The sequence below is a fragment of the Dankookia sp. GCM10030260 genome, from assembly GCF_042666655.1.
In the GTDB taxonomy this organism is placed as follows: Bacteria; Pseudomonadota; Alphaproteobacteria; order Acetobacterales; family Acetobacteraceae; genus Paracraurococcus.
On record NZ_JBHTDE010000009.1, the window covers coordinates 112,092 to 131,829 of the forward strand.

At 73.2% G+C, this 19,738-nt stretch carries 24 protein-coding genes; 19 read left to right on the plus strand and 5 right to left on the minus strand.

Features of this window, described 5'->3' with window-relative positions; genetic code table 11:
* The first annotated feature begins 2 nt into the window (after positions 1-2).
* A complete protein-coding gene (locus tag ACFQS7_RS23060; protein WP_380069492.1) occupies positions 3-662 on the plus strand; it encodes a 3-oxoacid CoA-transferase subunit B in 660 nt (219 codons plus the stop codon).
* Positions 663-811: 149 nt separating this feature from the next.
* On the opposite strand, the gene ACFQS7_RS23065 is transcribed toward ACFQS7_RS23060, so the two are convergent.
* Positions 812-1,864 (minus strand): SDR family oxidoreductase, encoded by a 1,053-nt coding sequence (locus ACFQS7_RS23065; protein WP_380069493.1) that lies wholly within the window; start codon positions 1,862-1,864, stop codon positions 812-814.
* A gap of 590 nt (positions 1,865-2,454) precedes the next feature.
* Here ACFQS7_RS23065 and ACFQS7_RS23070 point away from each other — a divergent pair.
* A complete protein-coding gene (locus tag ACFQS7_RS23070) occupies positions 2,455-4,914 on the plus strand; it encodes an EAL domain-containing protein (protein ID WP_380069494.1) in 2,460 nt (819 codons plus the stop codon).
* Positions 4,915-4,949: 35 nt separating this feature from the next.
* Here ACFQS7_RS23070 and ACFQS7_RS23075 read toward each other — a convergent pair whose 3' ends face one another.
* On the minus strand, positions 4,950-5,498 hold the full coding sequence (locus tag ACFQS7_RS23075; RefSeq protein ID WP_380069495.1) for a DUF4337 domain-containing protein: 549 nt from the start codon (positions 5,496-5,498) through the stop codon (positions 4,950-4,952).
* A 162-nt stretch (positions 5,499-5,660) separates the two neighbouring features.
* Here ACFQS7_RS23075 and ACFQS7_RS23080 point away from each other — a divergent pair, with 162 nt between their 5' ends.
* Entirely contained in the window at positions 5,661-6,203 is a 543-nt protein-coding gene (locus tag ACFQS7_RS23080) for a cytochrome P460 family protein (RefSeq protein WP_380069496.1), read from the plus strand.
* Here the strand turns inward: ACFQS7_RS23080 and ACFQS7_RS23085 are convergent.
* The 3 genes from ACFQS7_RS23085 to ACFQS7_RS23095 are packed head-to-tail and all read right to left on the minus strand — an operon-like array spanning position 6,169 to position 7,699.
* The gene (locus tag ACFQS7_RS23085; protein WP_380069497.1) at positions 6,169-6,540 is read right to left on the minus strand and encodes an MmcQ/YjbR family DNA-binding protein; all 372 of its coding nucleotides are present in this window, start codon (positions 6,538-6,540) and stop codon (positions 6,169-6,171) included. The two genes, ACFQS7_RS23080 and ACFQS7_RS23085, sit on opposite strands and share 35 nt — an antisense overlap.
* On the minus strand, positions 6,537-7,466 hold the full coding sequence (locus ACFQS7_RS23090) for a histone deacetylase family protein (protein ID WP_380069498.1): 930 nt from the start codon (positions 7,464-7,466) through the stop codon (positions 6,537-6,539). The genes ACFQS7_RS23085 and ACFQS7_RS23090 overlap by 4 nt, the downstream gene beginning before the upstream one ends.
* Entirely contained in the window at positions 7,463-7,699 is a 237-nt protein-coding gene (locus ACFQS7_RS23095) for a sulfurtransferase TusA family protein (protein WP_380069499.1), read from the minus strand. Before ACFQS7_RS23095 ends, ACFQS7_RS23090 begins: the two co-directional genes overlap by 4 nt.
* 279 nt (positions 7,700-7,978) lie before the next feature.
* Here ACFQS7_RS23095 and ACFQS7_RS23100 point away from each other — a divergent pair, with 279 nt between their 5' ends.
* The 16 genes from ACFQS7_RS23100 to ACFQS7_RS23175 all read left to right on the plus strand — a co-directional run bounded on the left by ACFQS7_RS23100 (position 7,979) and on the right by ACFQS7_RS23175 (position 19,737).
* Positions 7,979-8,686: a peroxiredoxin gene (locus ACFQS7_RS23100; protein ID WP_380069500.1), complete on the plus strand. Its 708-nt coding sequence runs from the start codon at positions 7,979-7,981 to the stop codon at positions 8,684-8,686.
* A complete protein-coding gene (locus ACFQS7_RS23105; protein WP_380069501.1) occupies positions 8,683-9,114 on the plus strand; it encodes an ArsR/SmtB family transcription factor in 432 nt (143 codons plus the stop codon). Before ACFQS7_RS23100 ends, ACFQS7_RS23105 begins: the two co-directional genes overlap by 4 nt.
* The gene (locus ACFQS7_RS23110; protein WP_380069502.1) at positions 9,111-9,881 is read left to right on the plus strand and encodes a sulfite exporter TauE/SafE family protein; all 771 of its coding nucleotides are present in this window, start codon (positions 9,111-9,113) and stop codon (positions 9,879-9,881) included. The genes ACFQS7_RS23105 and ACFQS7_RS23110 overlap by 4 nt, the downstream gene beginning before the upstream one ends.
* Positions 9,882-9,910: 29 nt before the next feature.
* The gene (locus ACFQS7_RS23115) at positions 9,911-10,804 is read left to right on the plus strand and encodes an MBL fold metallo-hydrolase (protein ID WP_380069503.1); all 894 of its coding nucleotides are present in this window, start codon (positions 9,911-9,913) and stop codon (positions 10,802-10,804) included.
* 20 nt (positions 10,805-10,824) lie between these two features.
* Complete coding sequence (locus tag ACFQS7_RS23120) at positions 10,825-12,498, plus strand: TIGR01244 family sulfur transferase (protein ID WP_380069504.1); 1,674 nt, start codon at positions 10,825-10,827, stop codon at positions 12,496-12,498.
* A 17-nt stretch (positions 12,499-12,515) separates the two neighbouring features.
* Positions 12,516-12,938 carry a YeeE/YedE family protein gene (locus ACFQS7_RS23125; protein WP_380069505.1) on the plus strand — a complete coding sequence of 141 codons (423 nt, stop codon included), beginning with the start codon at positions 12,516-12,518 and terminating at the stop codon, positions 12,936-12,938.
* 4 nt (positions 12,939-12,942) lie between these two features.
* Positions 12,943-13,404, plus strand: a complete 462-nt coding sequence (locus ACFQS7_RS23130; RefSeq protein ID WP_380069506.1) for a DUF6691 family protein — start codon at positions 12,943-12,945, stop codon at positions 13,402-13,404.
* A 39-nt stretch (positions 13,405-13,443) separates the two neighbouring features.
* On the plus strand, positions 13,444-14,376 hold the full coding sequence (locus ACFQS7_RS23135; protein ID WP_380069507.1) for a c-type cytochrome: 933 nt from the start codon (positions 13,444-13,446) through the stop codon (positions 14,374-14,376).
* On the plus strand, positions 14,316-14,576 hold the full coding sequence (locus ACFQS7_RS23140) for a hypothetical protein (protein WP_380069508.1): 261 nt from the start codon (positions 14,316-14,318) through the stop codon (positions 14,574-14,576). Before ACFQS7_RS23135 ends, ACFQS7_RS23140 begins: the two co-directional genes overlap by 61 nt.
* Before the next feature lie 14 nt (positions 14,577-14,590).
* Complete coding sequence (trxC, locus tag ACFQS7_RS23145) at positions 14,591-15,031, plus strand: thioredoxin TrxC (RefSeq protein ID WP_380069509.1); 441 nt, start codon at positions 14,591-14,593, stop codon at positions 15,029-15,031.
* 61 nt (positions 15,032-15,092) lie between these two features.
* The gene (locus ACFQS7_RS23150) at positions 15,093-15,293 is read left to right on the plus strand and encodes a DUF2892 domain-containing protein (RefSeq protein ID WP_380069510.1); all 201 of its coding nucleotides are present in this window, start codon (positions 15,093-15,095) and stop codon (positions 15,291-15,293) included.
* Between the two features lie 9 nt (positions 15,294-15,302).
* The gene (locus ACFQS7_RS23155; RefSeq protein WP_380069511.1) at positions 15,303-16,445 is read left to right on the plus strand and encodes an efflux RND transporter periplasmic adaptor subunit; all 1,143 of its coding nucleotides are present in this window, start codon (positions 15,303-15,305) and stop codon (positions 16,443-16,445) included.
* Entirely contained in the window at positions 16,442-17,653 is a 1,212-nt protein-coding gene (locus ACFQS7_RS23160; protein ID WP_380069512.1) for an ABC transporter permease, read from the plus strand. Before ACFQS7_RS23155 ends, ACFQS7_RS23160 begins: the two co-directional genes overlap by 4 nt.
* A complete protein-coding gene (locus ACFQS7_RS23165) occupies positions 17,650-18,345 on the plus strand; it encodes an ABC transporter ATP-binding protein (protein WP_380069513.1) in 696 nt (231 codons plus the stop codon). The genes ACFQS7_RS23160 and ACFQS7_RS23165 overlap by 4 nt, the downstream gene beginning before the upstream one ends.
* Before the next feature lie 126 nt (positions 18,346-18,471).
* Complete coding sequence (locus ACFQS7_RS23170) at positions 18,472-19,488, plus strand: permease (RefSeq protein WP_380069514.1); 1,017 nt, start codon at positions 18,472-18,474, stop codon at positions 19,486-19,488.
* Between the two features lie 12 nt (positions 19,489-19,500).
* A complete protein-coding gene (locus ACFQS7_RS23175) occupies positions 19,501-19,737 on the plus strand; it encodes a thioredoxin family protein (RefSeq protein WP_380069515.1) in 237 nt (78 codons plus the stop codon).
* Position 19,738 lies beyond the last annotated feature (1 nt).

Here is a 19,738-nt window from a genome sequence, read left to right on the forward strand (position 1 = left end):
CGATGAACGATACGACGCAGGGCTACAGGCCGCTCGGCCGCACCGGCATGGCGGCGCGGGTGGCGCAGGACATCCCGGAAGGCTGGTACGTCAACCTCGGCATCGGCATCCCGACCCTGGTGGCGGACCACATCCCCGCGGACCGCGAGGTGGTGGTGCATTCCGAGAACGGCATCCTGGGCGTCGCCGCGGCGCCGGAGCCGCACAAGCAGAACCCCTGGTTGGTGAACGCCAGCTCGCAGCGCGTCAGCCTAAGGCCGGGCGGCAGCTATTTCCACCATGCCGACAGCTTCGCCATCGTCCGCGGCGGGCATCTCGATCTGTGCGTGCTCGGCGGCTTCCAGGTGGCGGCCAACGGCGACCTGGCGAATTGGGCGCATTCGGCGAACGAGGCCGGCAAGCAGATCGGCGGCGCGATGGACCTTGCCGTGGGCGCCAAGCGGGTCTGGGTGGTGATGGAACACACCACCAAGGACGGCGGCGCGCGCATCCTGCCGCGCTGCAGCTACCCGTTGACCGCGGCGGCCTGCGTCAGCCGGGTCTATACCAACCTCGCGGTGCTGGACGTGACGCCGCGCGGCTTCGTCGTGCTCGACATGGTCGCCGGGCTGGGCTTCGACGAATTGCAGGCGCGGACGGAGGCGCCGCTGCTGCGCGAATAGAAGGCAAGGCCAGGGAGGAAGTATCCTCCCTGGCCCCCCCCTCTGTTTCTCCGGGCTTGGCACCTGCCGCGCGGCGGGTGCCAACCCACAAGAAGGAAGGCCAAGGGGGACATTGATGTTTGGGGGAGGGAACACTTTTCCCCCGACCTTCACCGCGGCAGCACCCGCGCCGCGCGATAGCCCTCGATCTGCGCCGCGAACATCGCCCAGCTGTCGACGAAGCCGGTGAAGCCGGCGCTGCGCGCCGCGGTGGTCGACAGGATGATGTCGTAGTCCATCCCGAGGAAGAAATCGGCGAAGTCCCAGTTCGCCACCTGCCCGATCGGCAGGGCCAGGCCGTGCCGGGCGCGGATCGCCTCCCACACGGGTGCCTTGTCGGCCATCCAGCGCGGCATCGACATCGGCCGGACCACGCCGCAGTCCACGCCGAATTGCGCCGCCAGGTATGGCCACAGGTCGCACCAGCGGAAGCAGTCGCCGTTGGTGATGTTGAAGGCGCGGTTGGCGGCGCGCGGCTCGCCCAGCATCCACAGCACGCCCTCTGCCAGCAGCGACGCATCGGTCACGTCGTGCAGCGCCTCCCAGGTGCCGGGCTTGCCGGGGAAGTCGAAGGGCACCCGCAGTTCGCGGCAGATCGCCGCATAGGCGCCGAGCGTCGAGACCATGTTGCGCGCCCGGCCCGGCGCCACGTCCACCACGAAGCCGGGGCGGCTCGCGCTCCAGGACCAATCCCTGCCCTGCTGCCGCGCGGCGACCAGGTCCTGCTGGTCGTAGTAGAAATTCGGCGGCATGTGGCGCGGCGCGTCCTCCCGCGCCGGGGTGCGCAGCGGGCCGATATGCACGCCGTACCACTTGCCGCCATGCACCATGTGGATGTGGGCGAAGCGCGGCAGGCTGGCTTCCGCCGCATCCAGCAGGTTGCGCAGCATGGCCAGGTTGCCGGGGACGTCCTCGACCCCGCCCTCGCCGAAGGGAGCGCGCGACGCATAGACGACATGGCTGATCTCCGGCCGTGTCGCCAGCGCGCGCTTCAGGCCGGCCGCATCGGTCAGGTCGGCGGCGATCCAGTCGCCGGCGCCCTCCGGCACGCGGCGCGACAGGCCGGTGACGGCGAGGCCCGGATCGGCCAGCGCCTGTTCCGTCACCCGCATCGCCGCAGCGCCGCTGGCGCCGACGATCAGCAGGTTGCGCGTATTGGCCATGATGCGTCTCCCCCATGGCGATCCTGGCGGCGGGCGCGGCAGTGCGTCAACCAGCGCGCCATGCGCCAGTAGCCCCCGCCGCCTGATCGGGCCGAGGTGGTCGGAGGGCATGTGCTTCCCCGGCGGCGCGGCCTGTGCGGCGTGCCGTCCTCCAACAGCGTCGCGGCCCACGATGCGGGGCATGGCTGGGCCGCGGTGCTTCTGGGTAGTGCCGGCCCGCTGCGGCGGAGCGTGCCGTGGCGGCCGGACATGGCTGTCGCGTGCGGGGAGGTGGTGCGCCGGCACGCCAGGCTTCGGCAGCGCCGGCGGTGCCGCGTGCCGCCCCGGACGCAGGCCGCCACGAGCGGCGCGACCACCCGCCCCGTCCTGACCCGCGAGGCCCGGCAGCGGCCGCCAGCCGCGGACCAACCCTGGCGAACTGGGGCGGTCGTGCTCGGGCTTCATCGCATTCATCCGGGCGATGCACTCAGCATGAGTACAATATGCCAGGGGTTCCCAGGCTCTTTTGTTTGTTTGATTGCGTGCTTTTACTGGCAATGTTCAACTACTAGTCGAAACGCTCCCCGCACCGCTCGCCCGAAGGAATTTGGATGCTACGCGTGATCGGTTGCCTGGCGGAGACCCATGACGGGGCGCTCCTTGCCGTCGCGGCCGGCGTTTGCCTGCTCGCCAGCCTGGCGGCGCTTGGCCTGCTCGACCGGGCGATGCTGGCCCGGCCAGGGCCGCGGCTGTTCTGGCTCGGCCTCGCCGGCGCCGCCTTCGGGGAAGGCGCCTGGGCGACGCATTTCCTTGGCATGCTGGCCTATGATCCGGGGCTGCCGGTGGCCTTCGCGCCCTGGCCGACTCTGGCCTCGCTCGGCCTGATGATGGCGGCGGCGGTGCTCGGCTTCGCCTGCCACCTGGCCCGACCGGCCGGGCTTGCCCGGTCCGGCGGCGCCATCATCGGGCTCGGCATCGGCGGCATGCACTACCTCGGCATGGCGGCGCTGCGGCTGCCGGGCCGGCTTGAATTCGACGCGCCGCTGGTGCTCGCCTCGCTGCTCGGCGGCGTGGCGCTCGGACTGGCGGCGCTGGCCCTGGCGCCGCGCCCCGGCCGGCCTGCCCGCCTGGCCGCGGCCGGGCTGCTCGCCGGCGCGGTGGTCACGGTGCATCTTGGTGGCATGCTGGCGATGCACATCTCGCCGGATGGCGGCATCGCCGTCCCGGCCGCGACGCTCGGCCGGGACTGGCTGGCGGTGCTGGTCGGCGGCAGCACCGTGGCGGTGCTGCTGGCCGGCGCCACGGTGGTGACGGTGCGGGCCCGACTGCGCGAAGCGGCCAGCCGGGCGGCGGCGACCCGGCTGCATGACCTGGCCGAGGCCAGCTTCGAAGGCATCGCCATCCTCACCGCCGATCTGCGCATCGCCGATTGCAACCGCCGCCTGGCGGAGATGCTGGGCCAGGCGCCGGTTGGCCTGCCGCTCGGCGCCCTGCTGGTGCGAAACGCCACCCCAGGCGCCGCGACGATCGAAGGGGTGCTGGCCGAGGCGCGGCAACGCACCGTCACCGCCCTGCTGGCAACCGCCGGCGGCCCGCTGCCGGTCGAGGTGCGCGCCGGCCTGCTGGAGACCGAGGCCGGGCCACGCCCGGTGCTCGCCCTGCGAGACATGCGCGAACGGCTGCAGGCCGAGGCGCGGATCGAGCATATGGCGCATCACGACGCGCTCACCGGGCTGGCCAACCGCAGCTTGCTGATCGACCGGCTCGGCCAGGCGCTTGCCGGCCTCCGCCAGCAGGGCGGCAGCACCGCGGTGCTCTGCCTCGACCTGCGCCGCTTCAGCCCGTTGAACGACGTGCTCGGCCAGGCCGGCGGCGATGCGGTGCTGCAGGGGGTGGCGCGGCGGCTGTTGCGCTGCGTGCAGCCGACCGACACCGTCGCCCGGATCGGCGGCGACCGCTTCGCCATCCTGTGTGCCGGCATGCCGCAGCCGCAGGACGCCACCGCCCTGGCGCGCCAGGTGCTGGAGACGCTGGCCCAGCCCTTCGACCTGCCGGGGCGGGAGGTGGTGGTGGGCGCCAGCATCGGCATCGCCATTGCGCCGGCCGACGGCGACGCGCCGGACACGCTGCTGCGCCATGCCGGCTTCGCCCTGCGCCGCGCCAAGGACGGCGTGCAGGCGGGCTGGCGGTTCTTCGAACCGGCGATGGATGCGCGGATGCAGACGCGGCTCAGCCTTGAGCTCGACCTGCGGCGGGCGCTGGACAATTGCCGGCCGGCGCTCGGCGCCGCCTGCGCCTGCCGGGGGGAGTTCGAGGTCTTCTACCAGCCCAAGCTCGACCTGCGGAGCCGCATCCTCTGTGGCTTCGAGGCGCTGGTCCGCTGGCGCCACCCGGAACGCGGCCTGGTCTCGCCGGCCGACTTCATCCCGCTCGCCGAGGAATGCGGGCTGATCCTGCCGCTCGGCGAATGGGTGCTGCGCCGTGCCTGCGCCGAGGCGGCTTCCTGGCCCGGCCAGGGGGCGCCGGCGGCCAGGATCGCGGTGAACCTTTCACCGGCGCAGATCACCGCCGGCGGGCTGGTGGCGATGGTGGCGGATGCGCTGCGCGACTCCGGCCTGGCGCCGGAACGGCTGGAGCTGGAGATCACCGAATCGGCGATGCTGCACGACACCGAGGCGACGCTGGCAACGCTGCGCGGGCTGCAGGGCTTGGGCATCGGCATCGCCATGGACGATTTCGGCACCGGCTACTCCTCGCTCGGCTACCTGCGCCGCTTCCCCTTCGACCGGGTGAAGATCGACCGCTCCTTCGTCGAGGACCTCGATGCAGAGGATCCCGGCCGGCGGCAGGACAGCGCGGCGATCATGCGGGCGATCCTGGCGCTGTGCGGCAGCCTCGGCATGGCGGTGACGGCGGAGGGGGTGGAGACCGCCAGCCAGGCCGCGGCGCTGGAACGGGCGCTGGAGCCGCAGGCGGAGATGGAGGTGCAGGGCTGGCTGTTCGGCCGCCCGGCCCCGGCGTCCGAGACCGCCGCGGCGTGGTTCGCGCCGCGGCGGGTGCTGGCGGGGTAGGCCAGGCCGGGGGGACGGTCTTCTCCCCGGGCCGCTCAGCCCACCCCGAGGACGGTGGTGAGGGAGAGCAGGGCGCCCGCCGCGCCCAGCGCCGCGCCCGCCCAGATCAGCGCGCCCGTCCCGGTGATGATCGCCGCCGAGGCGACGACGATGCCGACCTGCAGGGCGGCGGAGGCGGTGTCGAACCGGCTGTCCCGCCACATCGCCTCGTCCCGCGCCGCCTCGGCCTGCTTGGCGCGCGCCATCAGCTCGCGCCGCCCCTCGTTGGTCTCGGGCTCGGACTCCCAGCGCTGGATGCTGGCCTGCCAGCGTTCCAGCAGCCGCGCGGCATCGGCCTCGCGGCCGTCCCCGGCCTCCAGCACCGGCAGCATGTCCGACAGGCCGCGCAGCATGGTCTGCCGCACCGTCTTGGCCTGGAAGAAGGCCCAGAGATTGGCGCTCTCGACGTTCCTGATCTGCGCCTCGGTCTTGGCGTCGTCGCCGGCCACCTCGGTGAGGGCGAGCGCCAGGGCCATCGCCGCGATCAGCAGCGCGACGCGGCGGTTGGACCGGGCCTCGGTGATGGTGTCGGCGTGATCCTGCATGCGTGTCTCCGGTTCCGCGAACCGCCGCCTGATAGGCGGTTTGCTCGCCGGCGTCAGCCGCGGGCGCGGCGGGCCGTTCCGCCGGCAGGCGTGACGGCGCGCTTGCCTCGTGCGGACACGGCGTATTCACTCGCCGGCACAGAACCCGGGAGGACTCCATCCATGCGCCTGCGCCGCCTCGCGCCGATCGCCGCCCTGCCGCTGCTGCTGGCGGGCGTCGCCCTCGCCCAGCAGGCCTATGTGCCGGGACCGCAGAACATCACCCTGCCGGCTGGCTGGGAGACCAGCTTCATCCGCTACGCCACGCTCGACAATCCGGGGCGCAAGATCGTCCGCAATTTCTACGTCAACCCGGAAGCCTTCGCCGCGGCGAAGCCCGGGACGCCGCTGCCGGACGGCACGCTGATCATCCTGGCGGACAACAAGGCGCGGCTGGGCGCGGACGGGGCGCCGCTGCTCGACCAGCAGGGGCGGCTGATCCCGGAGCCAGGCTGGGCGGCGATCGGGGTGCAGGAGAAGCGCGCCGGCTGGGGCGAGGGCTACCCGCCGGAAAAGCGCAACGGCAATTGGGAATATGCCCGGTTCTTCGGCGACGGCCGCCGCAACGACGCCAGCGTCGAGGCCTGCTTCACCTGCCACATCCAGACCCGGCCGAACCAGGATTTCGCCTTCAACTTCTGGGACTATGTCCAGGCGCGGAAGTAGCCGTGGCCTCGCCTTGCCGCCGCCGCGGCGCGACGTTGCGCCAGGCGGCGACCAGCGCGTCCTGCAACAGGTCCATGTCCGCCGCGGCGAGGCGGAGCCGGGTCCAGCCCTTGCGGCCCCAGCGGCCGGGGACCGGGGCGAAGGCTTCCGGGAAGGCCGCCACGCGCAGCGCCTGCTGGTCGGCCAGGAATTTCAGCACCACCAGCCCGGCATCCGGCAGGGAGGCGAAGATCTTCCCGCCGACCCGGAAATCCGCCTTGCCGACATGCGCGCTTTCCACCGCGCCAGGCAGTGCCAGGGCAAGCCGGCGGGCCTCGGCATGACCCGGCGCCGTCACGCTCGCATCAGCACCCGGACATGCGCCGCGGTGCTGTGCGCCAGCGCTTCCAGGTCGTAGCCGCCTTCCAGCAGCGACACCACGCGGCCGCGGCCGTGCCGCTCGGCGATGGCGCAGAGCTCCGCCGTCAGCCAGGCGAAGTCGGCCTCCCGCACCCGCAATTGCGCCAGCGGGTCGCGCGCATGCGCGTCGAACCCGGCCGAGATCACCAGCAGGTCCGGCACGAAGGCCTCGATCGCCGGCAGCAGCGTATCCGCCCAGACGGCGCGGAAGGCGGGGCCGTCCGCCCCGGGGCTGAGCGGCGCGTTGAAGATGTTGCCCACGCCCTTCTCCCGTGCGTCGCCGGTGCCGGGGTAGCAGGGCCATTGGTGGCTCGACGCATAGAGGATCGCCGGGTCGCGCTCGACGCAGGCCTGGCTGCCGTTGCCGTGATGGACGTCGAAATCGATGATCGCGACGCGCGCCGCGCCATGCGCCGCGATGGCGTGCCGCGCCGCCACCACCGCATTGGCGAAGAAGCAGAAGCCCATCGGCCGGGAAGGCTCGGCATGGTGGCCGGGCGGGCGGGTGGCGCAGAAGGCGCGGCGGACCTCGCCCCGCATCACCGCATCGGTCGCCGCCACCGCGGCGCCGGCGGCGCGCAGCGCGGCCTCGGCGCTGCCGTGGCTCATGATGGTGTCGCCGTCGAGCGGCACCGTCTCCCCCGCCGCCGGCCGGATGCCGAGGATGGCGTCGACGTAGTTGCGCGGGTGGACGCGGCAGAGCTGCTCGACGCTGGCCTCGGGCGCCTCGTCGCGGATCAGGTCGGCGAAGTCCTCCTGGTCCAGCGCCTTCAGCACCACGCGCAGCCGGTCCGGGCATTCCGGGTGTTCCTCGCCCGGCTCGTGCAGCAGGCAGGCGCGGTGGGTCAGCAGCAGGGTGCTCATGCGGGCTCGGCCCTTTTCTGCAGCTCGAAGCGGTAGATGCCCTCGGCTTCCGAGCTGGCCAGCAGCAGGTGCCCGGTCTCCGCGCAATAGGCGGGGAAATCCCGGGTGGTGGCGGGGTCGGTGGCGAGCACGGTCAGCCGCGCCCCGGGCGGCAGCCCGCGCAGCGCCTTGTTGGCCTTGAGGACGGGCAAGGGGCAGGTCAGGCCCTGCAGGTCGAGCAGCGTGTCCGGCATCGCCCGAGTCCAGCACCCGCGCCCGGCTGCCGCAAGGGTCCATCCGGACCGGTCGCATCGGCAGGCGGGCGGCCCGGGCGCCGCCGCCGGGCCATCCGGCCTCGGGGAAAGACCTGGGTGCCCGCGTGCCTCCCGGACGCGCCTGCGGCGCCAGCCGCCCGGCGCAAGGGCCGTTTCATCGCCTGTGCGGGGCCGCTTCGCGCACCGCGGCGGCGGCATCGATTCACTTGACATTATACAATATCGTTAAATATATAATGTAGATCATGAGGCTGGCCCATGCCGATACCGCCCGACGTCCCGACCCCCGATCCCGCGCTCCGCGACGCAGCCCCTGCCCTGCCCGATCCCGCGACCGGATGGACGCCGCGCCTCGGCGCGCCGGCCATGCCCTTCCGCGTTCGCACGACCCGGGGCGAGCGCAGCCTCGCAGACTACCGCGGCCGCTGGCTGCTGCTGTTCTCCCACCCCGCCGACTTCACCCCGGTCTGCACCTCGGAGTTCATCGCCTTCGCCCGCGCCCATGACCGCTTCCAGGCGCTCGGTTGCGACCTGCTTGGCATTTCGGTCGACAGCCTCTTCGCCCACCTCGCCTGGGTCCGCAGCATCGAGGCCGGGTTCGGCGTCGAGATTCCCTTCCCGATCGCCGAGGACATCTCGATGGGACTGGCGCGCGCCTACGGCATGCTCCACCCGGCCGATACCAGCACCGCGACGGTCCGCGGCAGCTTCCTGATCGACCCCGCCGGCACCATCCGGATGCTGAGCTACTACCCCATGACCACCGGCCGCAGCGTCGAGGAACTGCTGCGCAGCCTGGCGGCGCTGCAGGAGACCGACGCCTCTGGCCTCTCCACCCCGGCCGACTGGCGGCCCGGCGAGGCGGGCGTGCTGCCGCCGCCGCAGACCGTGCAGGAGGCCGCCGCGCGCAATGCCGCGGGTGCCCAGGACTGGTACTACCTGTCCCAGGCGGGGGCGCCGCGATGAGCCCCGAGACCCCCGGCGGCTGCGACCCCGAGGCGGCCGCGGAATTCCTCCGCGTGCTGGCCCACCCGATGCGCCTGCGCATCCTCTGCCGGCTGCTCGAGGGCGAGCTGGCGGTGGCCGGCTTCGAGGCCGAGCTCGGCCTCCGCCAGCCCAACCTGTCCCAGCAGCTGGCGACGCTGCGCGAGGCGGGGCTGGTGGCGACGCGGCGCGCGGCGAAGTCGGTCGTCTACCGCCTCGCCGACGACCGCGTTGCCGGCATGCTGGAGGCTTTGCGCCGCGCCATGGGCGGCCTGGCCACGCCGCCGGCCCGTGCCGCCACGGCCATGCCACGCCCCGAGGACCCGGCCGCCGCGATCGCGCCGCGACGCGCGCCGGGCGAGGCCGGGGTCTTCGCCATGGCCGGCTGGGACATGGGAGCGCGGTCATGATGCAGGCGCTCCTTTCGCTCGGCTCCGGCGGCGTCGTCGGCTTCGTGCTCGGCCTGATCGGCGGCGGCGGGTCGATCGTCGCCACGCCGCTGCTGCTCTATGCGGTCGGCCTCTCGCCGCACGCGGCACTCGGCACCGGCGCACTGGCGGTCTCGGCCAATGCCCTCGTCAACTTCGCCGGGCATGCGCGCGCCGGCAACGTCCGCTGGAGCATCGCCGCGGTGTTCTCGCTGGCCGGCGTCCTCGGGGCCTTGGCCGGCTCGACCCTCGGCAAGGCGGTGGACGGCGAACGGCTCATCCTGCTGTTCGCCTTCATGATGATCGTGATCGGCGGCGCCATGCTGCGGCCGCGCCATGCCGGCGCCGGTGCGGCCGCCGCGCCGCTGACCCGCGCCGTCGCGCTGCGGGTCGGCGGCGTCGGCCTCGGCGTCGGCCTGCTCTCGGGCTTCTTCGGGATCGGCGGCGGCTTCCTGATCGTGCCCGGCCTCATCCTGGCGACCGGCATGTCGATGATCAACGCCGTCGGCACCTCGCTGCTCGCGGTCGGCGTCTTCGGCCTGGCGACCGCGATGAACTACGCCGCATCGGGCCTGGTGGACTGGATGGTCGCCGCCCAATTCATCGCCGGCGGCATCGCCGGCGGCTGGCTCGGCATGCGCGCCGCCTGCCGGCTGGCGGCAGACCGCAACACGCTGAACCGCATCTTCGCCGGCATCGTCTTCACCGTGGCCGTCTACATCATCTGGCGCTCGGTCGGCCACGCGTGACGGGCCCGCGCCACAACAAGGATATCGCCATGTCGGACATCCCCGTGGGCATCGACACCAGCATCCGGCCGGAGGTCACGCCCTTCTTCGATGCGGACACCAACACCATCAGCTACGTGGTGAAGGATCCCGGCTCCAGCGCCTGCGCCGTCGTCGACAGCGTGCTCGACCTCGACTGGGCGGCGGGGCGCATCGCCACCCGCTCGGCGGATGCGGTCATCGCCCATATCCGCGACCGCGGCCTCAGCCTCGAATGGCTGATCGAGACGCATGTGCATGCCGACCATCTCTCGGCCGCGCCCTATATCCAGCAGAAGCTCGGCGGCCGCATCGGCATCGGCGACCGCATCACCGTGGTGCAGGACACCTTCGGCAAGGTGTTCAACGAGGGCACCGAGTTCCGCCGCGACGGCAGCCAGTTCGACCGGCTGTTCCAGGACGGCGACAGCTACACGATCGGCGGCATGACGGCGGTGGCGCTGCACACGCCCGGCCATACGCCCGCCTGCATGACGCATGTGATCGGCGGCACCGCCTTCGTCGGCGACACGCTGTTCATGCCGGATGGCGGCACCGCGCGGGCCGACTTCCCCGGCGGCGACGCCGGCGTGCTCTACCGCTCCATCAGGCGCGTCCTCGCGCTGCCGCCGGCGACGCGGCTGTTCATGTGCCACGACTACGGCCCGAACGGGCGGGAGATCCGCTGGGAGACGACCGTCGCCGAGGAGCGCGCCCACAACATCCACGTCCACGACGGCGTCGGGGAGGACGAATTCGTCGCCATGCGCACGGCGCGCGACGCGACGCTGGCCATGCCGCGGCTCATCATCCCCTCGATCCAGGTGAACATGCATGCCGGGCAGTTGCCGGCGCCCGGCCCAGACGGCAAGCGGTTCCTCAAGGTGCCGCTGGACGTCTTCTGAACCGCAGGGGAGGACGCGTGATGGACGTGAAACGCCTTTCGGAGACCGTCTCGGCCGCGCCGCAGATCCGGCCGGCGGAGGTGGCCGACCTCGCTGCCCTCGGCTTCCGCGCCGTCATCTGCAACCGGCCGGACGGCGAGGGCCCCGACCAGCCCGGCTTCGAGGAGCTCGCCCGCGCCGCCGCCGAGGCGGGGCTGGAAGCCGCCTATCTGCCGGTCGTCTCGGGCAAGGTGACGGATGCGGACGCCGCCGCCTTCGGCCGGCTGCTCGACCGGCTGCCGAAGCCCGTGCTCGCCTATTGCCGCACCGGCACGCGCTCGGCGACGCTCTGGTCGCTGGCCGAGGCGGCGCGCGGCCGCGCCCTGCCGGAGATCACCGCCGCGGCCAAGGCGGCCGGCTACGACATGACCGGCGTCGCCCGCCGCATCGCCAATGGCGGCCGCACCCCGACCACCAGCGGGGAGGTGCGGCACGAGGTCGTGGTGATCGGCGGCGGCGCCGCCGGCATCGCCGTCGCCGCCAGCCTCAAGGCGCGCAGCCCCGACCTCGACATCGCCATCATCGACCCGGCCGACATCCACTACTACCAACCCGGCTGGACGATGGTGGGCGGCGGCGTCTTCGCCGCCCGCACCACGGCGCGCACCATGGCCTCGCTCATCCCGCGCGGCGTCGCCTGGATCAAGGCCGCGGTCGCCGCCTTCGAGCCGGCGAACAACGCCGTCATCCTGGACGGCTGCCGGGTCGTCACCTATGGCCGGCTGGTCGTCGCCCCTGGACTCAAGCTCGACTGGGGCGGCATCGAAGGCCTGTCCGAGACGCTGGGGCGGAACGGCGTCACCTCCAACTACCGCTACGACCTCGCGCCCTATACCTGGGAACTGGTGCGCGGCCTCAAGCGCGGCGCGGCGATCTTCACCCAGCCGCCGATGCCGATCAAATGCGCCGGGGCGCCGCAGAAGGCGATGTACCTGGCGGCCGACCACTGGCGGCGCAGCGGCGTGCTCGGCGACATCCGCATCGATTTCTGCAACGCCGGCGCCGTGCTGTTCGGGGTGAAGGACTACGTTCCGGCGCTGATGGAATACGTCGGACGCTACGGCATCCACCTGGATTTCCAGGAAAGGCTGACGCGGGTGGATGGGCCGGCGCGCACCGCCTGGTTCTCCCGCACCAGCCCCCACGGCGCCACCACGGAGGTCGAGCGGCATTTCGACATGCTGCATGTGGTGCCGCCGCAGACGGCGCCCGACTTCCTGCGCGCCTCGCCGCTGGCCGATGCCGCGGGCTGGCTGGACGTGGACGCGGCGACGCTCCGCCACGCGCGCTTCCCCGGCATCTACGGCCTCGGCGACGCCTGCAACGCGCCGAACGCCAAGACCGCCGCCGCCGCCCGCAAGCAGGCCCCGATCGTCGCGCACAACCTGCTGCGCGACATGGGCGCGGTGCAGGGAAACGACGCCCTCTACGACGGCTACGGCTCCTGCCCGCTGACCGTCGCGCGCGGGCGCATCGTGCTGGCCGAATTCGGCTACGGCGGCCGGCTGCTGCCGAGCTTCCCGGCCTGGCTGATCGACGGGACGCGGCCCAGCCGCCTCGCCTGGCTGCTGAAGGAGCGCATGCTGCCCTGGATCTACTGGAAGGCGATGCTGCGCGGCCGGGAATGGCTGGCGCAGCCGGAGCTGGCGACCTGAGGCATGAGATACATCGGATGACGCAGTTCACCCCCTGGTCGGCCGCGGCGGGCGGCGCGCTGATCGGCGCGGCGGCAGCGCTGCTCTGGGTCTCGCTCGGCCGCATCGCCGGCATCAGCGGCATCCTCGGCGGGCTCGCCGGGGCGCCGGCCGGCGAGCATGGCTGGCGGCTCGCCTTCCTCGCCGGGCTGGTCGGGGCACCGCTGCTCTACCTCGCGGCGCTCGGCGCGCCGGAGGTGTCGATCGCCGCGGGACCGGCGCGCCTGGTCCTGGCGGGGCTGCTCGTCGGTGTCGGCACGCGGCTCGGCACCGGCTGCACCAGCGGGCATGGCGTCTGCGGCATCGCCCGGCTCTCGCCGCGCTCGATCGCCGCGACCGGGGTGTTCATGGCAACCGCCGCGGCGACGGTCTTCCTGTCGCGCCACGTGCTGGGGAGTTAAGCCGATGCCACAAATCCTGGCTGCCCTCGCCTCGGGCCTGCTGTTCGGCCTCGGGCTCGTCGTCTCGGGGATGGTGAACCCGGCGAAGGTGCTCGGCTTCCTCGACCTCGCCGGCGACTGGGACCCCAGCCTCGCCTTCGTCATGGCGGCGGCGATCCCCGTGGCGGCGCTCGGCTTCCGGCTCGGCGGCCGGATGGGGGCGCCGCTCTGCGACGCCGCCTTCGCGCCGCCCGCGCGCCGGCGGATCGACGCGCGCCTGCTGGGCGGCGCGGCGCTGTTCGGCATCGGCTGGGGACTTGCGGGCTTCTGCCCGGGTCCGGCCCTGGCCTCGCTCGGCTTCGGCGGCTGGCCCGTGCTGGTCTTCGTGGCGGCGATGCTGGGCGGGATGGGGCTCTACCACCTCGCGGTCGGGGCGCGACGCGGCGGTGCAACCGGCACCGGACCGGCAGCGGCGCGGCCGGGCTGAGGGACCACAGGCACCGAAGACGTGCGGGAGGACACCAGGATGCGCGGACCATCGCTGATGCAGGTCGCCATCGCGGCCGTCGCCGCCGGCGGGTTGGCGCTGGCGCTGCACCGGCCCGAACCGGTGGCGCCGGGGACGGCGCAGGCCGTCGCGCCGTCCGCCAGCGCGCCCGCCATGGCCCCGGCGCCCGCCTTGAGCCCGGTCCCGGCGGCCGTGGCCGCGACGCCGGCTGCCGCCCAGCCCGCCACCGCCCAGCCCGCCACCGCCGAGGCATGGACCGTGCCCGACCCGGATGCGCTGCCTAACGACATCTACGGCCGCACCGTGCGCCGCGGCCGCGACCTGATCACCCGCACCTCCTCGCTGATCGGGCCCGACGCCGCCGATCCGGCCATGCGCTTCGCCGGCAACGGCCTCGACTGCCAGTCCTGCCACCTGCAGGCGGGCAGCCAGCAATTCGGCCTGCCGCTTGCCGGGGTCTGGGGTGTCTTCCCGCAGCATATCGGCCGCGAGGACGAGGTCCGCACGCTGGAGGAGCGGGTGAACGGCTGCATGGAGCGCAGCATGAACGGCCGCCCCCTGCCGGTGGAAGGGCCGGAGACGAAGGCGATCCTCATCTCCATCCGCCACACCGGTGCGCCCGAACGCGTCGGCCAGTCGCTGCATGGCCGCGGCTCGCCGCCCTTGCCGCTGCCCGGCCGCGCCGCGGCTCCGGCACGCGGCCGGCAGGTCTTCGCCGAGACCTGCGCCGCCTGCCATGGCGCCGAGGGCGAGGGCCAGCGGCTGGAGGCCGCCGAGGCCGCCGAGACGGGGCGGCGCTACCGCTTCCCGCCGCTCTGTGCCCGGACAGCTACAACGACGGCGCCGGGATGGCGCGCGTCATCACCGCCGCGCGCTTCGTCCACGCCAACATGCCGCTCGGCACCACCTTCGCGGCGCCGGCGATCGCCGCCGAGGACGCCTTCGACGTGATGGCCTTCGTCAACAGCCAGCCGCGCCCGCACAAGGCCGGGCTGGAGGCAGACTACCCCGATCGCTCGAAGAAGCCGGTCGATGCCGGCTACCCGCCCTTCGTCGGACCCTTCGCGCCGGAACAGCACCGCTTCGGCCCCTGGGCGCCGATCCAGGACTGGCTGCGCGCCAACCCCGCAGCGTCCCGCGCCACCAACTGACGGAGGAACCAGCCATGGACACGCCGCTCCAGGTCGTCTGCCCGCATTGCGACGCCATCAACCGCGTCCCCACCGCGCGGCTCGGCGACGGCCCGCGCTGCGGCGGATGCCGCGCCGCCCTGTTCGAGGCGAAGCTCGCCGCCCTGTCGGAGGCGCGGTTCCGCCGCCACCTCAAGCACAGCGGCATCCCGTTGCTGGTGGATTTCTGGGCCTCCTGGTGCGGCCCGTGCCGTGCCATGGCGCCGGCCTTCGAGGCAGCGGCGCGGACGCTCGAGCCGCGCCTGCGGCTGGTCAAGGTCTCGACCGAGGAGGCGCCGCAGCTCGCCGCCGAACTGGCGATCCGCAGCATCCCGACGCTCGCCCTGTTCGCCGGCGGGCGCGAGGTGGCGCGCCAGGCCGGCGCCCTGCCTGCGCACGGCATCGTCGCCTGGGCGGGCGCCCATGTACCGGCTTGACCCAGCGCAATGCACATACGCGACCGGCGCCTAGTCTTCGCGCAGAGGCAGGAGAACGGACATGACACGCAATGTGGGTGGCATCGACAAGGGGCTGCGGATCGCGGCCGGCCTTGTCCTTCTCGCGCTCGGCTGGCTCGGCCCGCTCGGCTGGTGGGGGCTCATCGGCCTGGTGCCGTTGGCGACCGGCCTGATGGGGACCTGCCCGGTCTATAGCCTGCTGGGGCTGAACACCTGCCCGCTCGACCAGCGTAGCGCCTGATCGCACCGCGTGCGCCGCAAGCGGGTTCTCGCCGGCATCGCGCTGGTGGCCATTGTCGGCGCGGGCGCCGCCTGGACGCTGCGCCACCGGCCGGTCGAGGTGCCGGTGGCGCGGGTGGAACGGGACGTGCCGGTGCGCGTCTTCGGCCTCGGCACGATGGAGGCGCAGGTCACCTCCCGCATCGGCTTCGAGGTCGCCGGCACGCTGGTCGCGGTGCTCGCCGATCATGGTGACATGGTGGTGGCCGGGCGGGTCCTCGCCCGGCTGAATCCCACGGCGCAGCAGGCCCGCGTCGCCAGGTCCGGGGCCGCGCTGCAGAGCGCCGAGGCGCAGCAGCTGCGCGTCGCCGCCGCGCTGGACCGCGCGACCGCCCAGGCGCAGCAGAAGCGCAGCCAGGCCAACCGCCGGCGCGAGCTGGCCGCCCGCGGCAATGCCTCGGTCGAGGTCGCGGAACTGGCCGAGACCGAGGCAATCATCGCCGCCGCCGACCTGGCCGTGGCCCGCGCCGACCTGTCCGTCGCCCGCGCCGCCCTGGCCGATGCGCAGGCCGGGCTGCTCGCCGAGCAGACCTCGCTGGCCAAGCACACCCTCGCCGCGCCCTACGACGCCCTGGTGGTCGGCAGGCAGCGCGAGCCGGGCAGCGCCCTGGCACCGGGCGAGACGGTCTTCACCCTGGTCGATGCCGCCACCTTCTGGGCCCTGGCCCATGTGGACGAGGGCCGCGCCGGGCAGGTCCGCGAGGGCCAGCCGGCGGTGCTGCGGCTGCGCTCCCTGCCCGGCGAGGCCTTCGCCGCGCGGGTGGTCCGCATCGGCCTGGAAAGCGACCGGGTGACCGAGGAGCGGCGCATCTACGTCCGCTGCGAGACCTGCCCGCCGCGGATCGTCCTGGGCGAGCAGGTGCAGCTGGAGATCGAGACCGGCCGGCTGCCCGCCGCCCGGCTGGTGCCGGAGACCGCGGTCGAGGGCTTCGATGGCGCCACCGGCCGGGTCTGGACCATCGAGGCCGGCACGCTGCGGCAACGGGACGTCCGCTTCGTCGCCCGCACCCTGGATGCGCGGCTGGCGCTGGACCCGGCCCTGCCGGAGACGCTGGCGGTGGTGACCCGGGTTTCGGGTGCCATGCAGGAAGGCCGGGCGGCGCGGCCGCGATGAACCTGGCGCTGCGCGACATCCGCCACAACCTCGGGCGCTTCCTGCTGACCTGCCTCGGCCTCGGCCTGCTGCTCGGCGTGGCGCTGGCCATGGTGGGGATCTATGGCGGGGTGGTCGAGGAGGCGCTGTCGCTCGCGCGCGGGCTGCGCGCGGACCTCTGGGTGGTCGAGGGCGGCAGCCGCGGCCCCTTCGCCGAGGCCAGCCGCATCCCCGGCGACGTGCGCGAGGCTGTGGCCCGGCTGCCCGGCGTGACCGCGGCCGGCAGCCTGACGATCCAGACGGTGGAGGCGCGCCACGCCGGCGGCCCCGGCAGCGGCGAGGCGCCGAGCGAGGCGCTGGTGCGCGAGCGGGCCGGCGAGGCCGGGCGGCAGCGGATCGGCGCCGTGCTGCGGCTGCAGGTGGTGGGCTACGAGCCGGACCGGCCGGGCGGCCCGCCCGGCATCCTGGCCGGCCGCGGCATCGGCCGCGGCCGGCTGGAGATGGTGCTGGACCGCGGCGCCGGCGTGCCGCTCGGCGGCATGGTGGAGATGGCCAATATCCGCTACCGCGTGGTCGGCCTCAGCACCCGCACGGTATCGACCGGCGGCGACCCGCTCGCCTGGATCACCCTGCGGGACAGCCAGGACCTGCAATTCCGCCTGAACCCGCCGGCGGCGCGGCGGGCGCAGCAGGGCGGCGGCGGCGCGCTGCCGCAGGACACGGTGAACGCGGTGATCGCCCGGCTCTCCCCGTATGCCGACCCGGCGTCGGTGACGGCCGAGATCCGCCGCTGGAAGCATTTCGCCGCGCTGACCGCGGCCGAGCAGGAACAGGTGCTGACCCGCAGCGTGGTGGACCGCGCCCGCAAGCAGCTCGGCCTGTTCACCACCGTGCTGCTGCTGGTCTCGGCGGTGATCGTCGCGCTGATCATCTACACGCTGACGATGGACAAGATGCGCGAGATCGCCACGCTGAAGCTGATCGGCGCGCCGGATGCCACCATCGTCGCGCTGGTGATGCAGCAGGCGATGCTGCTGGGCGCCGTCAGCTTCGCCGGCGGCGCGGCGCTGCTGCTGGCGGTGAAGGACAGCTTCCCGCGCCGCGTGGTGCTGGGGCCCGAGGAGGTCGCCGGCTTCGGCCTGCTGGTCTTCGGCATCTGCCTTCTCGCCAGCCTGCTGGGCGTGCGCTACGCGCTGCGGGTCGAGCCGTCCCAGGCGCTCGGGGGGTGAACGCGCTCGTGGAATTGCAGGGCGTCGCCAAAGGATTCGGCGAAGGCGAGGCACGGGTCCAGGCGCTGTCCGACATCACCCTGAGCGTCGCCGCCGGCGAGGTGGTGGGCCTGCGCGGCCCTTCCGGCAGCGGCAAGTCCACCCTGCTGAACCTGGTCGCCTGCATCCTCGAGCCGGATGCCGGCGTGCTCCGCCTGGCCGGCGAGACGGTGTGGCAGGGCGGCTGGGCCAAGGCCGACCTGCGCGCGCTGCGGCGGCGGACGATCGGCTTCATCTTCCAGTTCCACAACCTGCTGCCTTTCCTCGACGCCACCGACAACGTCGCCCTGGCGATGACGCTGAACGACGTGCCGCTGGCCGTGGCGCGCGACCGGGCCCGCGCCCTGCTCGACTACCTGCAGGTCGGCAGGCGGGCCGGCGCGATGCCCGCCAAGCTCTCGGGCGGCGAGGCGCAGCGGGTGGCGATCGCCCGCGCCCTGGCGAACCGGCCGCATATCATCCTGGCCGACGAGCCGACCGCGGCGCTCGATTCCGAACGCGCCCAGGTGGTGATGGACCTGCTGCGCCGGGTGGCGCGGGAACAGGCCGCCGCGGTGCTGGTGGTGACGCATGACGACAAGATCTTCAGCCGCTTCGACCGGCTGGTGAGCCTGCGCGACGGCCGCATCGAGGGCGAGCTGCGGCCGGGCTGACGCCTTGGGGCCTGTTGCGCTGCCTCAAGGCGTGGCGTCCGCACCGGGCGCAGGCTGCGGGCGGGCCGGATGGCAAGCTCCATCCGCCAGGAGGATTTGCCAATGGCGGCCCGAAGCCTCCGTCGCATGGGATTCGACCCGACGCTGCTGTGGCTGCTCGCCGCGCCGGTCTGGATACTGCTCTATGCCTCGCTGGTGCCGCTCGCCGACCTGGCCTTCGGCCTCACGCCGCTGGTGCGGGACACGCGGCTGGGTGAGGCGGTGTGGTTCTTCGCCTACGACACGCCGAAGGTGCTGCTGCTGCTGACCGGCGTTGTCTTCGCCATGGGCATCGTCCGTTCCTTCTTCTCGCCGGAGCGAACCCGCGCCCTGCTGGCCGGGCGGCGGGAAGGTGCCGGCAATGCCATGGCGGCATCGCTCGGCATCGTCACGCCCTTCTGCTCCTGCTCGGCCATCCCGCTGTTCATCGGCTTCGTCTCGGCCGGCGTGCCGCTCGGCGTCACCTTCTCCTTCCTGATCGCGGCGCCGATGGTCAACGAGGTCGCCCTCGGCCTGCTGTTCGCCATGCTCGGCTGGCGGATCGCGCTGACCTACCTGGCCTTCGGGCTTGCCATCGCGATCGGCGCGGGCTGGGTCATCGGCCGGCTCAGGCTGGAAGGCTGGCTGGAGCCCTGGGTCCTGAAGATCCAGGCCGATGCCACCGAGATCCCGGCCGCATCGATCACCTGGCCCGACCGTATCCGCGCCGGCACCGAGGCGGTGCGCGAGATCGTCGGCCGCGTCTGGTACTGGATCATCGCCGGCATCGCGGTGGGCGCGCTGATCCACGGCTATGCGCCCGAGGCGCTGCTCGCCTCGATCATGGGCAAGGAGGCCTGGTGGTCGGTCCCGGCCGCCGTGCTGATCGGCGTCCCGATGTATTCCAACGCGGCCGGCATCATTCCCGTGGTGGAGGCGCTGCTCGGCAAGGGCGCGGCGCTGGGGACCGTGCTCGCCTTCATGATGTCGGTGACCGCGCTGTCGCTGCCGGAGCTGGTGATCCTGCGCAAGGTGCTGTCGCTGAAGCTGATCCTGGTGTTCGCCGGCATCGTGACGGTCGGCATCCTCGCCGTGGGCTTCCTGTTCAACCTGCTGTTCGCCTGAAGGATCATGGCCATGAAGAGCGTCAAGGTACTGGGCCCGGGGTGCAAGCGGTGCGACGCGGTGTCGCGGATGGTGCATGACGCCGCGGCCAGTCTCGGCGTCGAGGTCGCGGTCGAGAAGGTCAGCGACTATGCCGAGATCGCCGGCTTCGGCGTGGTCTCGACGCCCGGCCTGGTCGTCGACGGCAAGGTCGTCCACGCCGGGGGCCTGCCGAAGCCCGAGGACGTGGCGCGCTGGATCGCGGGCTGAC

Excerpts from the sequence above, each read along its gene's own strand:
- ACFQS7_RS23060 (WP_380069492.1), top strand. The coding sequence starts at position 3 with ATGAACGATACGACGCAGGGCTACAGGCCGCTCGGCCGCACCGGCATG.
- ACFQS7_RS23065 (WP_380069493.1), bottom strand. The coding sequence starts at position 1,864 with ATGGCCAATACGCGCAACCTGCTGATCGTCGGCGCCAGCGGCGCTGCG.
- ACFQS7_RS23070 (WP_380069494.1), top strand. The coding sequence starts at position 2,455 with ATGCTACGCGTGATCGGTTGCCTGGCGGAGACCCATGACGGGGCGCTC.
- ACFQS7_RS23075 (WP_380069495.1), bottom strand. The coding sequence starts at position 5,498 with ATGCAGGATCACGCCGACACCATCACCGAGGCCCGGTCCAACCGCCGC.
- ACFQS7_RS23080 (WP_380069496.1), top strand. The coding sequence starts at position 5,661 with ATGCGCCTGCGCCGCCTCGCGCCGATCGCCGCCCTGCCGCTGCTGCTG.
- ACFQS7_RS23090 (WP_380069498.1), bottom strand. The coding sequence starts at position 7,466 with ATGAGCACCCTGCTGCTGACCCACCGCGCCTGCCTGCTGCACGAGCCG.
- ACFQS7_RS23095 (WP_380069499.1), bottom strand. The coding sequence starts at position 7,699 with ATGCCGGACACGCTGCTCGACCTGCAGGGCCTGACCTGCCCCTTGCCC.
- ACFQS7_RS23100 (WP_380069500.1), top strand. The coding sequence starts at position 7,979 with ATGCCGATACCGCCCGACGTCCCGACCCCCGATCCCGCGCTCCGCGAC.
- ACFQS7_RS23105 (WP_380069501.1), top strand. The coding sequence starts at position 8,683 with ATGAGCCCCGAGACCCCCGGCGGCTGCGACCCCGAGGCGGCCGCGGAA.
- ACFQS7_RS23110 (WP_380069502.1), top strand. The coding sequence starts at position 9,111 with ATGATGCAGGCGCTCCTTTCGCTCGGCTCCGGCGGCGTCGTCGGCTTC.
- ACFQS7_RS23115 (WP_380069503.1), top strand. The coding sequence starts at position 9,911 with ATGTCGGACATCCCCGTGGGCATCGACACCAGCATCCGGCCGGAGGTC.
- ACFQS7_RS23120 (WP_380069504.1), top strand. The coding sequence starts at position 10,825 with ATGGACGTGAAACGCCTTTCGGAGACCGTCTCGGCCGCGCCGCAGATC.
- ACFQS7_RS23125 (WP_380069505.1), top strand. The coding sequence starts at position 12,516 with ATGACGCAGTTCACCCCCTGGTCGGCCGCGGCGGGCGGCGCGCTGATC.
- ACFQS7_RS23130 (WP_380069506.1), top strand. The coding sequence starts at position 12,943 with ATGCCACAAATCCTGGCTGCCCTCGCCTCGGGCCTGCTGTTCGGCCTC.
- ACFQS7_RS23135 (WP_380069507.1), top strand. The coding sequence starts at position 13,444 with ATGCGCGGACCATCGCTGATGCAGGTCGCCATCGCGGCCGTCGCCGCC.
- ACFQS7_RS23140 (WP_380069508.1), top strand. The coding sequence starts at position 14,316 with ATGCCGCTCGGCACCACCTTCGCGGCGCCGGCGATCGCCGCCGAGGAC.
- trxC (WP_380069509.1), top strand. The coding sequence starts at position 14,591 with ATGGACACGCCGCTCCAGGTCGTCTGCCCGCATTGCGACGCCATCAAC.
- ACFQS7_RS23150 (WP_380069510.1), top strand. The coding sequence starts at position 15,093 with ATGACACGCAATGTGGGTGGCATCGACAAGGGGCTGCGGATCGCGGCC.
- ACFQS7_RS23160 (WP_380069512.1), top strand. The coding sequence starts at position 16,442 with ATGAACCTGGCGCTGCGCGACATCCGCCACAACCTCGGGCGCTTCCTG.
- ACFQS7_RS23170 (WP_380069514.1), top strand. The coding sequence starts at position 18,472 with ATGGGATTCGACCCGACGCTGCTGTGGCTGCTCGCCGCGCCGGTCTGG.
- ACFQS7_RS23175 (WP_380069515.1), top strand. The coding sequence starts at position 19,501 with ATGAAGAGCGTCAAGGTACTGGGCCCGGGGTGCAAGCGGTGCGACGCG.